The organism is Streptomyces sp. NPDC055025, from assembly GCF_053608565.1.
Window position 1 is genome coordinate 1 of the sequence record NZ_JBSGVS010000081.1, and the last position, 13,737, is coordinate 13,737.

Genomic DNA, 13,737 nt, shown 5'->3' on the forward strand with positions numbered 1-13,737 from the left:
GCACGGACGAGAGTCCGTGCCGGGGCAGCGTGATGTCCGGCGGTCTCACATCTCTCTCGGTGCCCTCGGTGCCCTCGGGGTGGCACGGGCCGCCGCGCCCCGCGCCGCGTTCCCGGGCCCCGCGACGCGTGCCTTGTGCCGTGTTCCCCCGGCCTCAGCCGCGCCGCACCGCGCACAGCAGCCCGTCGCCCACCGGCAGCAGCGTGGGCAGCAGCTCCGGGCTCTCCCGTACGGTCCGCAGCAGCTCCCGCAGTCGCAGCACCTCCGCGGGCTGGGCCGCCGAGTCGACCGTCCGGCCGTCCGCGAAGACGCCCTCGAAACAGACGAGTCCCCCGGGCCGGAGCAGCCGCAACGATTCAGCGAGGTAGTCCAGGCACTCAAGGCGGTCCCCGTCGCAGAAGACCAGGTCGTACGCGCCGTCGGCGAGCCGGGGCAGTACGTCCAGGGCCCGGCCGGGAATGAACCGCGCGCGGTTGCCCGTGAACCCGGCCGCCCGGAAGGTCTGCCGGGCGAACTGCTGGCGCTCGGGCTCCGTGTCGACCGTGGTCAGGACACCGTCCGGACGCATCCCCAGGAGCAGATACGTCCCCGAGACACCGGTACCGGTGCCGATCTCGGCCACCGCCTTCGCGTCCAGCGTGGCGGCGAGCAGACGCAGCGCGGCTCCGGTGCCTGGTGACACCGAGCGAAGCCCTGTCTCACGGGCCCGGTCCCGGGCCCAGCGCAGTGCTTCGTCCTCGGCGACAAAGGCGTCGGCGAACGCCCAGCTCGTCTGCCGGTTGGCGGTAATGACCCTCTCCTTGTCCCCGTTGGCGGCGCAACGGTGACTGTATCCGCTGCGCCCGGGAACCCGCAGATGGGACCAGGCGTTATGAGGGGGTGTGGCTCCCCCGTGATCAGCTCGGATCAGCGCGGGGGCCGGTCCGAATTTCGCGTAAAGATTCTTATCCGGAGCTAACGGGCGGAGTGGCTATGGTAGGGGCTCCACTGGACACCACCAGAGCCGACAGGGGAGGTGCGGCTGCGCCTGTGGATCGGGGAGGAGCGCTGAAGCGCTATCTCAGGTCGGCCGGCAAGCCGAAATCCGTGACCAACTTCGCTGACCGTTCTCGCTCCATCGACTCCGCAGTTACCGCGACCTTCGCATCGGATGCGGAATCGCAGGCGTGGACGCCTCCCAGCTGGGAGGAGATCGTCAGCACGCACAGCGGACGTGTCTACCGCCTCGCCTACCGCCTCACGGGTAATCAGCACGACGCCGAGGACCTGACCCAGGAAGTCTTCGTCCGGGTCTTCCGCTCGCTGTCGACGTACACCCCCGGCACCTTCGAGGGCTGGCTGCACCGGATCACCACCAATCTCTTCCTGGACATGGTCCGCCGCAAGCAGCGGATCCGGTTCGACGCGCTCGGGGACGACGCCGCGGAGCGGCTGCCCAGCCGTGAGCCGTCGCCCCAGCAGGCCTTCCACGACACCCACTTCGACGCGGACGTGCAGCAGGCGCTGGACACCCTCGCGCCCGAGTTCCGCGCCGCCGTGGTGCTCTGTGACATCGAGGGGCTGTCGTACGAGGAGATCGCGGCCACCCTCGGTGTGAAGCTCGGCACCGTCCGGAGCCGGATCCACCGCGGGCGCTCGCATCTGCGCAAGGCCCTTCAGCACCGTTCGCCCGAGGCCCGAGCCGAGCAGCGCGCCTTTGTGAGCGTGGCCGGGGAGGGCGGAGCGGCGTGAGTGGCACAAGCCCGACCCCCGCCGAACAGCATCTGGGCGACCGGCTCGCCGCCCTGGTGGACGGAGAGCTGGACCATGACGCGCGCGAGCGTGTGCTGGCCCATCTCGCGACCTGTGCCAAGTGCAAGGCGGAGGCCGACGCCCAGCGACGGCTGAAGAGCGTATTCGCCGAGACGGCCCCGCCGGCGCCCTCCGCGGGACTGCTCGCGCGACTCCAGGGACTGCCCGGCGGACTCCCGGGAGATGACGACGACGCAAAGGGGCTGTTCGACGGGGGGCGCTTTGGTGAGGGCGTCTTCGGTGTGCGTACGGACGGTTTCGGTGACGGCTTCGGCTATGTCCCCGCCGGTACCCACGCGGGGGTGCTGCCCAGCGGCTCCGGCTTCCGTATCCATGAGGTCGCGCGCCAGGAGGCCGAGCGCTCGCCGTGGCGCGGACGGCGCTTCGCCTTCGCCGCCGCCAGCGCGGTGTCGTTCGCCGCGATGGCCCTCGGCGGCACGATGCCGCTGGGCACGGCCGCCGACGCCCTGCCCCGGGGTTCGGGCAACAATGTGACCCCGATGCGGGCTCCCGGCACCACCACCCCGCTGAGCGGAGAGCCGGGCAGGCGCCAGGGCGGAGGCGGTGGACTGCTGCCGCACTCCGTGGACCGTCCGGCCGCCGAGGCCCTTCCCGGGGTGTTCCAGACCCAGACGTTCTCCGAGCACCCGTTCTCGCCGGGCCTCCTGATGGGCGCCGTACAGCCGCCGTTGATACGGCCCGCGGACCCTGCCGTCCAGATCGACGCGGCCTCCGGGACGGGCTACACCGCCACCCCCACCCCCACCCAGCTCGCGGCCCCGACGCTGCCTGCCGGCACGTTCTCGACCCGGCGCTGAGCGGCCCCCTGCGCGGACGTTCGTAAACCTGGTTGAATCCTTGCAGGGGTGCCTCTGTCGGGGCGCGGAACGGCAGTTGCGGGGAGAGCATGGACGACGGGAAGCCCACCGGACCCGAGGCGAAGTGGTGGAGCCGGCCCCCGGCGGGGCGCGCGACACCGCAGGAGCCGGAGGTGCCGCCGGCGCGGAGCGGCGAGGTGACGGCGCAGCTGCCTCCCGTCGCCGACGAGGCGTCAGGGTCCGGCGAGCACACTCCCGGACCCGCGCTCGCGGCGCCCGCCGATGAGGCTTCCGTCGTACCGCGGGAGCGACCGCAGCCGCTGCACGAGCCCGACGAATACAGCACACCGCCCTACGGAGGACCAGGACCCTGGGCGCCCGCACCGCCCGTGCAGCTCCCGACCCCCGCGCACGGCACCCCGCTGCCCCCGCCGTACGCGGACCGGCAGGGGCCGCAGGGCTATCCGCCCCCGGCCCCGCCGCAGCCGCACCAGCCGCAGTCACAGCCACATCAGCCGCAGCACCAGCAGACCCAGCACCAGCAGCCGTCGCAGTGGGTCCAGTACGACCCGTGGAGCACCGCCGCCCCCGCTCCCGGGCAGCAGCCCCTGACCCACCACGGCGAGCCGCGGCGGACCAAGCGGCGCCGGGCCGGTGTCGCGGGCACGGTCCTGCTCGCCTTCGCCGGCTGTGTGCTGGGCGGCGCGGTCGGCGCGTACATCGAACGCAACGGCGGCTTCACCAGCGTCGAACTCCCGCAGACCGACCGGGAGTCCGGTGGCCGGGCGCCCGACAGTGTCGCGGGCATCGCGGCCAGCGCCCTGCCCAGCGTCGTCACCCTCCATGTCAGCGGCAGCGACGAACAGGGCACCGGCACGGGCTTCGTCCTCGACCGGCAGGGCCACATCCTGACGAACAACCATGTCGTCCAGCCCGCGGGATCCTCCGGCGAGATATCGGTCACGTTCAGCGGCGGCCAGACCGCCAAGGCCGAACTGGTCGGCAAGGACAGCGGCTACGACCTCGCCGTCGTCAAGGTCACCGGGGTCTCCGGGCTCAAGCCCCTGCCGCTGGGCAATTCCGACAATGTCCGGGTCGGCGATCCGGTCGTGGCCATCGGCGCCCCCTTCGACCTGTCCAACACGGTGACCTCCGGGATCATCAGCGCCAAGGAACGCCCCATCACCGCGGGCGGTGAGAGCGGCGACGGCAGCGATGTGAGCTATGTCGACGCCCTCCAGACCGACGCCCCCATCAACCCCGGCAACTCCGGCGGCCCCCTGGTGGACACCCAGGCCCGGGTCATCGGCATCAACAGCGCGATCCGCGCCGCGGACAGCGGCGCCGGATCCGACGGCGGCCAGTCGGGATCCATCGGTCTCGGCTTCGCGATACCCATCAACCAGGGCAAGCGCGTCGCCGAGGAGCTGATCAACACCGGCAAGGCCACCCACCCCGTGATCGGGGTGAGTCTCGACATGGAGTACGCGGGCGACGGCGCCCGGGTCGGCACGAAGGCCGCGGACGGCGGTCCCGCGGTGACCTCCGGCGGCCCGGGGGCCAAGGCCGGGATCGAGGCGGGGGACGTCATCACCGAGGTGGACGGCCGGCGCGTGCACAGCGGTGAGGAACTGATCGTCAAGATCCGCGCCCACCGCCCGGGGGACCGGCTGGAACTGACACTGCTCCGTGGTGGCCGGGAAAGGGCCCTGACGGTGGTCCTGGGCTCCGCGGACGGCACCTGACGGACACCCGAAGGTACCGCCCGGACAGGTGCGCCAGGTACCGTGGAGCGGCCCGGACCTCGACCACTTCAGGCCAGGACGGCCCCGACCTCCGTCCGCGGACATGGAGAACACAAGGAGCAGCAAGGTGTTCAATGACATCGGCGCACTTGAGCTGGTCACGATCGTGGTCCTCGCGGTGCTCGTGTTCGGTCCGGAGAAGCTGCCCAAGGTCATCCAGGACGTGTCGCGCTTCGTCCGCAAGATCCGCGAGTTCTCCGAGAGTGCCAAGGAGGACATCCGCTCCGAGCTGGGTCCGGAGTTCAAGGACTTCGAGTTCGAGGACCTCAACCCCAAGACGTTCGTCCGCAAGCAGCTCATGGACAACGACGATCTGGGGCTGAAGGAGATCCGCAGCAGCTTCGACCTCCGTAAGGAGATGGCCGATGTGGCCGACGCGGTGAACGGCCATGAGAGTGGCTCCGTGTCGGACGCCCCGGTGGCTCCGGTCGGGTCGGCGAATGGTTCCTCCAGCACCCCCGACCTGCTCAAGAAGACCGAGAAGCCCGCTCGCGACGACCGTCCGCCCTTCGACGCAGACGCCACCTGAGGGCCATCAATCCCGGCGAGCCGGTACGGGGTGGCTATCCTCCATCTGTCCGGCAGTGAGGCGCCCGTCGGGGGCGGGCCGCTGCGGACGCGAGAGATCGAGGAGGCGCCGGCCAGATGGAGACGACGAGCCGGACAGAGGCGCGGAGCGCCAGTTCATCCAGCGCCGGGGCCGAGACGGTGCCGGCGCTCGCGCGTCGCACGGTCGCGGAGTATCTGCGGGCGCCGTTCCCCTGGTACGGACTGGACGACGCGTTCACCGGGCCGCGCTGGCTGATGCAGGTCGGAGCCACGGCCGACGGCACCGTACGGCACGGCTCCACCGGGCACGGGGAAGAGCCGTCGATAAGGCCGGACCCCTCGGCGGACCAGGAGCGCTTCGCGGTGGTGATCACGGTGGCCGTCAGCCCCGAGCGCCGCAGCGGTGACGGCAGCGGCCATCTCGACGCCACCACCGCCTCCTCGGCCGCCTGGCTGGCCGGTTCGGGCCTGCTGTCCGCGACCTGGCCGCCGCAGCTCGACCACACCCTGCGTGACGACTGGCTGAAGCAGCAGACGGAGGCCGCGTTCGAGCTGGCCGACGATCTGGAGGAGCCCGCCTGGTCGGTCCTCTCGCTGCCGGTCGACGGGGTGCCGACGCCCTTCCACTACCGCGAGTCCGAGTTCGGCTGGGTGCTGGCCGGGTCGACGAGCGGCGCTGTGCACCTCGGTGCCTACGGCCGCGGGATGAGCGCCTACGGCGTCGGCTTCTCGGTGATCGAGGACATCCGCTCGTACGACTCGTAGCGGGCCGCAGGGGCCCGTACGGAGCCGAGCGCGGGTAAGGGGCGACCGCCATCGCGGTCGCCCCTTACACATGGCCCCTCATGGCCGTACGGAACCTGGTGGCCGTACAGAACCCGGCCGGCCCGTAGGAGCCCTCAGAACTTGTTGCGCGGGGTGATTCCCAGCGACATGCCCGCCAGACCGCGCTGCCTCCCGCCCAGCTTCTCCGCGATCTCGCGCAGCGCCGTCGCCGCCGGAGAGTCGGGGTCGGAGAGCACGATCGGCTTGCCCTCGTCGCCGCCCTCCCGCAGCCGTACGTCGATGGGGATCGCGCCCAGCACCGGAACCGTGGCGCCGGTCTCCCTCGTCAGCCCCTCGGCGACCAGCTTGCCGCCGCCGGTGCCGAAGACATCGATCATCTCGTCGCAGTGCGGACACGGCAGACCCGACATGTTCTCGACCACACCGACGATCTTCTGATGGGTCTGTACGGCGATGGAGCCGGCCCGCTCGGCGACCTCGGCCGCGGCCTGCTGCGGGGTCGTGACCACCAGGATCTCCGCGTTCGGCACCAGCTGCGCCACCGAGATCGCGATGTCGCCCGTCCCCGGCGGCAGATCGAGCAGCAGCACGTCCAGATCGCCCCAGTACACATCCGCGAGGAACTGCTGGAGCGCGCGGTGCAGCATCGGCCCGCGCCACACCACGGGCGAGTTGCCCGGGGTGAACATACCGATGGAGATCACCTTCACACCGTTCGCCGACGGCGGCATGATCATATTCTCGACCTGGGTGGGCCGGCCCTCGCTGCCGAGCATCCGCGGCACGCTGTGGCCGTAGATGTCCGCGTCGACCACCCCGACCTTCAGCCCGTCGGCCGCCATCGCCGCGGCCAGATTGACCGTCACCGAGGACTTGCCGACACCGCCCTTGCCCGATGCCACCGCGTACACCCGGGTCAGCGAGCCGGGCTTGGCGAACGGCACCTCCCGCTCCGCCGTGCCGCCGCGCAGCGACGCCGCCAGCCCGCGCCGCTGCTCGTCGCTCATCACGTCCAGCGTGACGTCGACCCGGGTGACGCCCTCGACCCGGGAGACGGCGTCCGTCACGCTCCGTGTGATCGTGTCGCGCATCGGGCAGCCGGACACCGTGAGATACACCGTGACGGCCACCGCGCCGTCCGCGCCGATCTCCACGGATTTGACCATCCCGAGATCGGTGATCGGCCGGTGGATCTCGGGGTCGTTCACCGTCGCCAGCGCGGCGCGCACCGCGTCCTCGGCGGGGACGGCGGTTCCGTACGTGTCGGTAGCCATACCGTGATGGTACGGCGCCCGGCGCGGCCCGGGGAAAGGCCGTCAGCGATCGGGCTCCTCGCGGCCGTGGACGGTCTCGGCCGGGAACACCACCCGGTGCTCCACCATGTCCCGCACCAGATCCTGGAGTTCGGACCGGATCCAGTCCCGGGTGGCCACCTCGCCGAGGCCTATCCGCAGTGCCGCGATCTCCCGGGTCAGATACTCCGTGTCCGCGATGGAGCGCTCGTTCTGCTTGCGCTCCTGCTCATGGGTGACCCGGTCCCGGTCGTCCTGGCGGTTCTGCGCCAGCAGGATGAGCGGGGCGGCGTACGAGGCCTGGAGGGACAGCATCAGCGTCAGGAAGATGAACGGATACGGGTCCCAGCGCAGCCAGACCGGGGCGGTGATGTTCCAGACGAGCCAGAGGATGATGATCAGGGTCATCCAGACGATGAAACGGCCCGTCCCCAGGAAGCGGGCGATCCGCTCCGAGAGCACCCCGAAGGCCTCGGGATCGTAGTCGGGCAGCAGCCTGCGCCGCGGTGGCAGCGGCTGGTCCAGCCGGTTCCGGCCGCCGCGTGACAGCGCCGTCGACCCCATGCCCGGCACGGCCCTCGCGCGCTCCCGGCCGCCGTCCTTGTCCGTACGGTCACTCACCACGGCCGACCGCCTCCTCCAGGCCGTGGTAGTCCGTCTCACGCCAGTCGTCCGGCAGCATGTGGTCGAGTACGTCGTCGACGGTCACCGCGCCGAGCAGCGACCCGCCGTCGTCCACCACGGGCGCCGAGACCATGTTGTACGCGGCGAGGAAGCTGGTGATCTCCGAGAGCGGGGTCCCGGGGTCGAACGGCGGCAGATCGCTGTCCACGATCGAGCTGACCAGGGTGTACGGCGGCTCCCGCAGCAGCCGCTGGAAGTGGACCGTACCCAGATATCTGCCCGTCGGGGTCTCGTCCGGCGGCCGGCACACATAGACCTGCGCGGCGAGCGCGGGGGAGAGGTCCTGCTGCCGTACCCGGGCCAGCGCGTCGGCGACCGTCGCGTCCGGCCGCAGCACGATCGGATCGGTCGTCATCAGACCGCCCGCCGTGCGCTCCTCGTACGACATCAGCCGGCGGACGTCCGCGGCGTCGTCCGGCCGCATCAGCGTCAGCAGCCGCTCCTTGTCCACCTCGGGCAGCTCGGAGAGCAGATCGGCCGCGTCGTCCGGGTCCATCGCCTCCAGGACATCGGCCGCGCGCTCCTCCTCCAGCTTGCCGAGGATCTCCACCTGGTCGTCCTCGGGCAGTTCCTCCATCACATCCGCGAGCCGGTCGTCGTCGAGCGCCGCGGCCACCTCGGCCCGCCGCTTCGGCGTGAGATGGTGCAGCGCGTTGGCGAGATCGGCCGGACGGAGCCGCTCGAAGGTGGCGACAAGGTTCTCCGCGCCCTGCCCCTCCTCCTCCAGGGAGAAACCGGTGACCGCCGACCACTCGACCGTCAGTGCCTCCCCGCGCCGCCGCAGCGCGCCGCCCTTCCTGCCGCGCCGTACATAGACCTTGTCGATCTCCCAGTCGCGGCGGGCCGGGAGCTGGCGGATCGCCACATCGAGGACCGTCACCTCCTCGCCGCTCTCCACCAGCCGCACCCGCCGGTCAAGCAGTTCGCCCAGGACCAGACGCTCCGTGGGGCGCGGTTCGAAGCGCCGTACGTTCAGCACCCCGGTGGTGATCACCTGGCCCGACTCGATGCCGGTCACACGGGTCATGGGCAGGAAGATCCGGCGCCGGGTGAGTGCCTCGACGACCAGACCGAGCAGCCGCGGCGGGCGGCGGCCGACCCGCAGCATCGCCACCAGATCGCGGACCCGGCCCACCTGATCACCGGCGGGGTCGAAGACCGGCACACCGGCCAGATGCGAGACGAAGATCCGAGGAGCGCCAGCGGCCATTGCGCGCGCCTCCTTGTCCCTGAAAGCTTGTCCCTGAATGTCCTTCTATCCAGCGCGATAACGGGTTCAGGCTAGCCCGTACCGGTCCGGTACGCCCTGGTGGAACGGTCCGTACGGCGTGCGTACGGCATCGGTACGGCTCTCTGTCGAGCGGCGCGGACAGCCCGGGTACGCTGCCGTCTGCCACCCGCCACCGCGTATGAGAGGCAGTGTGTCTGTGTCCCTTCCCCTGTCGTCCGGCCGTGTCCGCCGGGCCGCACTCCCCGTCGCGCTCTGCGCGGGGCTGGCCGCCGTACTCACGGCGTGCGGTGAGGATCCGGACGAGGGAACGAACGGTGTCGGGAAGCTCGCCGCCACCGAGATCGAGAGAAAGGCGCAGTCCGCGGCGGACGGCGCGAGCGCGGTCCGGCTCTCGGGCTCGCTGGTGAGCAACGGGGAGACCTACAAGCTCAATATGCAGCTCAAGGCGGACGGCGGCATCGGCTCGGTCATCTCGAAGGACAGCACCTTCCAGCTCCTGCGGATCGAGGACGAGCTGTATCTGAAGGCCGACGCCGGGTTCTGGAGCCACGCGGACACGGACGAGGACGAGGGCGGCGGGAGCGGAGAGCCCACCGAATCGGACGTCGCGGTCGCGGACAAGCTCCAGGACAAGTATGTGAAGGTCCCGGAGGACGACCCCTCGTACAAGCAGCTCAGCGGCTTCACGGACAAGAACGTGCTGCTCGACGGGATACTGACGCTGCACGGCAAGCTGACCAAGGGCGACCGCGACCGGATCGGCGGTCTGCGGACCGTCAAGGTCAACGGCGGTGAGGGCGACGGCGGGACGCTGGACGTCTCGCTGGAGGGCGTGCCGTATCCGCTGCAACTGGTACGCGCGGGCGGCGCCGGGACGGTCACTCTCTCCGACTGGGGCAAGGATTTCGTGCTGGAGGCCCCGGCGAAGGGGGAGACCGTCGACTACGGCAGCCGTCTGCCGAAGGCCGAGAACTAGCCCAGGACCAGGACCAGGACCAGGACCGGTCCAGGACCGTGCGCCGGGGCCAGGACCCGGACCGTGCGCCGGGTCCGGGACCGTCTGCCAGGGCCAGGGCCAGGGCCAGGGCCAGGGTCGGCCGCTGGGGCGTCCTCAGTCGCGGGACGGGCCGATTTTCCTCAGGAGCAGCCGCCCGAGCGACGCGGGCGCGGGCTGACGAGTTGTCGCCACCGTCGGCAGGGGCACGGCGGCCTGTGAGTCCGACGGCAGGTCGGTGGTCATGCCCCGGGGCGCCAGCCGCAGCACCCGGCACTCACGCGCCCAGCGCTCCGGCATCTCCTCCGCGTCCGGCGCGTTGAGCCGCTTGCCCTTGAGTTCGGCCACGGCCGCCTCCCAGTCCGCCGAGCGCGGGGGCAGTTCGGTGACGGCCGCGGTCCAGACGACCAGCCGGCCGCCCTTGTCCTTGCTGCGTACGGTCACCTCGGCGGTGGAGCCGTCGGCGAGCCCCGGCAGCGGCTGCTCCCCGGGACCGTCCCCGACCAGATACGCGGCGCCTTCGTGCCAGATGTGCCACAGCGCGCGAACGGGCCCCGGGCCCCGCACCCAGATGAGCGCGGACTTCTTGGTGGCCTCCTCGACAAGCGCCTGGCCGAGCTGCGGATCTGTCATGCCCCGCAGCTTAACCGGCGCCCCGGACACCCGGCCGGACACCGCCGATACCGCGGGGCGCGGGAGCACCGCGGGCACGGGAGCGCCTGGAGCCGGTGCCTAGAGCCACCCGTTGCGCTTGAGGGTGCGATGGATCGTCACACAGACGACCGCGATCGCGCCGAGCACCATCGGGTAACCGAACTTCCAGTGCAGTTCCGGCATGTGATCGAAGTTCATGCCGTAGATCCCGCAGATGGCCGTCGGTACGGCGATGATGGCCGCCCAGGACGTGATCTTGCGCATGTCCTCGTTCTGCGCGACGGTCGCCTGCGCCAGATTCGCCTGGAGGATCGAGTTCAGCAGCTCGTCGAAGCCGATGACCTGCTCGTGCACCTGCGCCAGATGGTCCGCGACATCGCGGAAGTACTTCTGGATGTCCGGGTCCACCAGCCGCATCGGCCGCTCGCTCAGAAGCTGCATCGGCCGCAGCAGCGGGGAGGCGGCCCGCTTGAACTCCAGTACCTCACGCTTGAGCTGATAGATCCGTCCGGCGTCGGAGCCGCGCGGACTGCCCTTCGCGGGCGCCGAGAAGACATCGATCTCGACCTCGTCGATGTCGTCCTGCACGGCCGCCGCCACCGCGATATATCCGTCGACGACATGGTCGGCGATGGAGTGCAGCACGGCGGAGGGCCCTTTGGCGAGCAACTCCTCGTCCCCCTCAAGCCGGTGGCGCAGGGCGCGCAGTGAGCCCTTGCCGCCGTGCCGGACGGTGATGACGAAGTCCCGTCCGGTGAAGCACATGACCTCACCGGTCTCCACGACCTCGCTGGTCGAGGTCAGTTCGGTGTGCTCGACATAGTGGATGGTCTTGAAGACCGTGAACAGCGTGTCGTCGTACCGCTCCAGCTTGGGCCGCTGATGCGCGTGCACCGCGTCCTCGACCGCCAGCGGGTGGAGCCCGAACTCGGCCGCGATACCGGCGAATTCCTCCTCGGTCGGCTCATGGAGACCGATCCAGGCGAAGCCGCCGCCGTCACGTACCCGCAGCATCGCCTCGTGCGGTGTGACACAGGGGTCCTCCAGCACCCGGCGGCCCTTGCGGTAGACCGCGCAGTCGACGACCGCGCTCGACGCGGACGGGTCACGGGTGGCGTCGTACGAGTCGTACTTGCCGTAGGCGGCGGTGCTCTTGCGCAGGGCCGGGCGGACCGCTGCGCGCAGGTCTCGGATCATCGACATGGCGGGCTCCTTCACGGAGAGGCCGTCGGCGAGGTGGCACAGCCCGGAATGGGGACGTGGTGCGTACGTCCGCAAAGCGGGCGGCACCGCGGGGTCGCGGTGACGGCGTTCGCTACAGACAGGCGGAAAACACAGGCAGAAAAGAAGTGCTCTTCCGTCGTGCGAAGTGCCGTGCCCGGACGGGCTGAGGCCTCAGATACCCGGGACCCGGGTCACCGGGACATGAGCGGGGCGGAAGAGCGGTTGGTATTGGCCGGGTGACTTCGATCCACCGCAGCCCCACCTCCTCCGGCCGGTCCCCCGTGGGGGATGACGTGATGTCGGGATTGGAGAGCGACGCTTCCGCGCACTGTCCCGACCAGCGGCCAAGACTATCAGCAGACAGACGTCAATCCCTTCCTCTGCCCGATTCCTATGCGATCTATGCTCGCCGTATGGGAGAAATTCTCGCTCTGGTGGAAGCCAGGCTGCGCACGGCGCTGGGCGAACCGGACGCGCGGGCCTCGGTGACATTCCTGGGGACGGACCGTATCGAGGTGCTGCGTTTCCAGGACTCCTGGAGCGGTTCTCCGGACGGTGGCTCCACGGGGGACGGCGGCTCCGCGATCGGCCAGGACGTGGTGAGGTATGTCACGCTCGGGATGTCGGCGCAGCCGATGGCGGACCCCTCGGCGCTGCTCGCCGATCCCGTGAAGGGGCCCCGGGCCGAGCTGATCCTCACCGTGCGGGCGGGGCTCGCCGACACCGACCAGGTGCTGCGTCCGCTGGCCACACTCGCCGCGTCTCCGCAGGTCGAGGGGGTGGTCGTGGCCTCGGGCGGCTCGCTGGACCTCGGGGCGCCGCTCTGGCCGGGGGCGCCGTTCCAGTCGGTGCTGGTCGGGGAGTCCGGCGGACTGGTGCCGGACCTCGAACTGGACGCTCCGCTGGAGCCGGTACGGTTTCTGCCGCTGCTGCCGATGACCGCGAACGAGGCGGCGTGGAGGCGGGCCAGGGGAGCGCAGGAGCTCCAGGAGCGCTGGCTGGCCCACGGCACGGATCTGCGCGATCCGCTGCGCCGCTCCGTCTCCCTGGACTGATCCCCGGCGGACCGTCCTCCCCGGCGGACGTCCGGCGGAACCCCGGCGGAATCCGTGGACCGATTCCCGGTGGAATCCCCGGACCGATCCCTGGCGGACCGATCACTGATGGAACGCGGCTGTTCAGTTCCGTTCAGTTCCGCTGCGACTCCCGCCGGAAGGGTGATCGTCCTTGACGCGACGTCGGGCGGGGAGGACCGTGGGGCGCTATGAGGGGCGAACCCAGTTGCCCGAAGTGCGGTGGCCGGATCAGGGCGCCCGGTCTTTTCGCCGACTCCTGGCAGTGCGCCGTGCACGGCACCGTGCATCCGCTCCAGCCCGTGATACCGCCCAGCGTCGAAGCCCTCGGTGTCGTGGTGAACCGCGCGCGGGTCCCGGTCTGGATGCCCTGGCCGCTCCCCGTCGGCTGGCTCTTCACGGGAGTGGCGTACGCGGGCGACGACCGCAGCGGAGGCCGTGCCACCGCCGTCGCCTGCTCGGGGCCGGCCCCCCTCGGTGGCACGGGGGAACTGCTGCTGGTCGCGGAGGAGCTGGGGGTCGGGCTGGGAGCCCGGTACGCGGGGATCGACGGCCCCGATCCCGGCCCGCACATCGGGGTCGACAAGCCGCCGCAGACCAAACTGCTCGCCGCGGGCCGGCCCACCCCGCTCTGGCATGTCGCCCAGGCCCCGGACGACCGGGCGGTCTTCGCGGGCGAGGCGCTCGGACTGTGGCTGTGGGCGATCGTCTGGCCGGAGCAGTCGGGACTGCTGCTCTACGACGAACTGGTGCTGACCGATCTGCGGGACGCGGGCGCCGAGGTGGAACTGCTGCCCTGCGGGGCGCTGTCGCCCCGGCTGCTGTCCTGACCGTCG

13 protein-coding genes and 1 pseudogene are annotated in these 13,737 nt (G+C 71.0%); 8 read left to right on the forward strand and 6 right to left on the reverse strand.

Annotated features, from left to right (window positions below):
- Positions 1-154: 154 nt before the first annotated feature.
- A pseudogene (locus tag ACWGDX_RS34690) lies at positions 155-821 on the reverse strand (O-methyltransferase).
- 151 nt (positions 822-972) lie between these two features.
- Between ACWGDX_RS34690 and sigE the strand changes: the two are divergent.
- From sigE to ACWGDX_RS34715, 5 genes are all read left to right on the forward strand, one after another.
- Positions 973-1,731 (forward strand): RNA polymerase sigma factor SigE, encoded by a 759-nt coding sequence (gene sigE / locus ACWGDX_RS34695; protein ID WP_382853527.1) that lies wholly within the window; start codon positions 973-975, stop codon positions 1,729-1,731.
- Positions 1,728-2,609 carry an anti-sigma factor family protein gene (locus ACWGDX_RS34700; RefSeq protein WP_453632133.1) on the forward strand — a complete coding sequence of 294 codons (882 nt, stop codon included), beginning with the start codon at positions 1,728-1,730 and terminating at the stop codon, positions 2,607-2,609. The genes sigE and ACWGDX_RS34700 overlap by 4 nt, the downstream gene beginning before the upstream one ends.
- A gap of 89 nt (positions 2,610-2,698) precedes the next feature.
- On the forward strand, positions 2,699-4,354 hold the full coding sequence (locus tag ACWGDX_RS34705) for a S1C family serine protease (RefSeq protein ID WP_453632135.1): 1,656 nt from the start codon (positions 2,699-2,701) through the stop codon (positions 4,352-4,354).
- A 127-nt stretch (positions 4,355-4,481) separates the two neighbouring features.
- The gene (locus tag ACWGDX_RS34710; protein ID WP_453632137.1) at positions 4,482-4,943 is read left to right on the forward strand and encodes a sec-independent translocase; all 462 of its coding nucleotides are present in this window, start codon (positions 4,482-4,484) and stop codon (positions 4,941-4,943) included.
- Positions 4,944-5,059: 116 nt separating this feature from the next.
- On the forward strand, positions 5,060-5,728 hold the full coding sequence (locus ACWGDX_RS34715) for a hypothetical protein (protein ID WP_453632139.1): 669 nt from the start codon (positions 5,060-5,062) through the stop codon (positions 5,726-5,728).
- A 134-nt stretch (positions 5,729-5,862) separates the two neighbouring features.
- Here the strand turns inward: ACWGDX_RS34715 and ACWGDX_RS34720 are convergent, their stop codons facing one another.
- Genes ACWGDX_RS34720 through ACWGDX_RS34730 form a run of 3 tightly spaced genes read right to left on the reverse strand, consistent with a single transcriptional unit; the run spans position 5,863 to position 8,935 of the window.
- Complete coding sequence (locus ACWGDX_RS34720) at positions 5,863-7,023, reverse strand: Mrp/NBP35 family ATP-binding protein (protein WP_453632141.1); 1,161 nt, start codon at positions 7,021-7,023, stop codon at positions 5,863-5,865.
- Between the two features lie 42 nt (positions 7,024-7,065).
- Complete coding sequence (locus ACWGDX_RS34725; RefSeq protein WP_363083883.1) at positions 7,066-7,605, reverse strand: DUF1003 domain-containing protein; 540 nt, start codon at positions 7,603-7,605, stop codon at positions 7,066-7,068.
- Between the two features lie 49 nt (positions 7,606-7,654).
- Positions 7,655-8,935 carry a magnesium transporter MgtE N-terminal domain-containing protein gene (locus ACWGDX_RS34730; RefSeq protein WP_365902738.1) on the reverse strand — a complete coding sequence of 427 codons (1,281 nt, stop codon included), beginning with the start codon at positions 8,933-8,935 and terminating at the stop codon, positions 7,655-7,657.
- A 199-nt stretch (positions 8,936-9,134) separates the two neighbouring features.
- On the opposite strand from ACWGDX_RS34730, the gene ACWGDX_RS34735 reads away from it, so the two are divergent.
- The gene (locus tag ACWGDX_RS34735; protein WP_453632143.1) at positions 9,135-9,932 is read left to right on the forward strand and encodes a hypothetical protein; all 798 of its coding nucleotides are present in this window, start codon (positions 9,135-9,137) and stop codon (positions 9,930-9,932) included.
- A gap of 135 nt (positions 9,933-10,067) precedes the next feature.
- Here the strand turns inward: ACWGDX_RS34735 and ACWGDX_RS34740 are convergent, their stop codons facing one another.
- A complete protein-coding gene (locus tag ACWGDX_RS34740) occupies positions 10,068-10,583 on the reverse strand; it encodes a hypothetical protein (RefSeq protein WP_453632145.1) in 516 nt (171 codons plus the stop codon).
- 99 nt (positions 10,584-10,682) lie between these two features.
- Positions 10,683-11,807: a magnesium and cobalt transport protein CorA gene (locus ACWGDX_RS34745; RefSeq protein ID WP_453632147.1), complete on the reverse strand. Its 1,125-nt coding sequence runs from the start codon at positions 11,805-11,807 to the stop codon at positions 10,683-10,685.
- 434 nt (positions 11,808-12,241) lie between these two features.
- On the opposite strand from ACWGDX_RS34745, the gene ACWGDX_RS34750 reads away from it, so the two are divergent.
- Positions 12,242-12,883, forward strand: coding sequence for a suppressor of fused domain protein (locus tag ACWGDX_RS34750; protein ID WP_453632149.1), 642 nt, complete (start codon positions 12,242-12,244; stop codon positions 12,881-12,883).
- Between the two features lie 209 nt (positions 12,884-13,092).
- Positions 13,093-13,731, forward strand: coding sequence for a DUF6758 family protein (locus ACWGDX_RS34755; protein ID WP_453632151.1), 639 nt, complete (start codon positions 13,093-13,095; stop codon positions 13,729-13,731).
- Positions 13,732-13,737 lie beyond the last annotated feature (6 nt).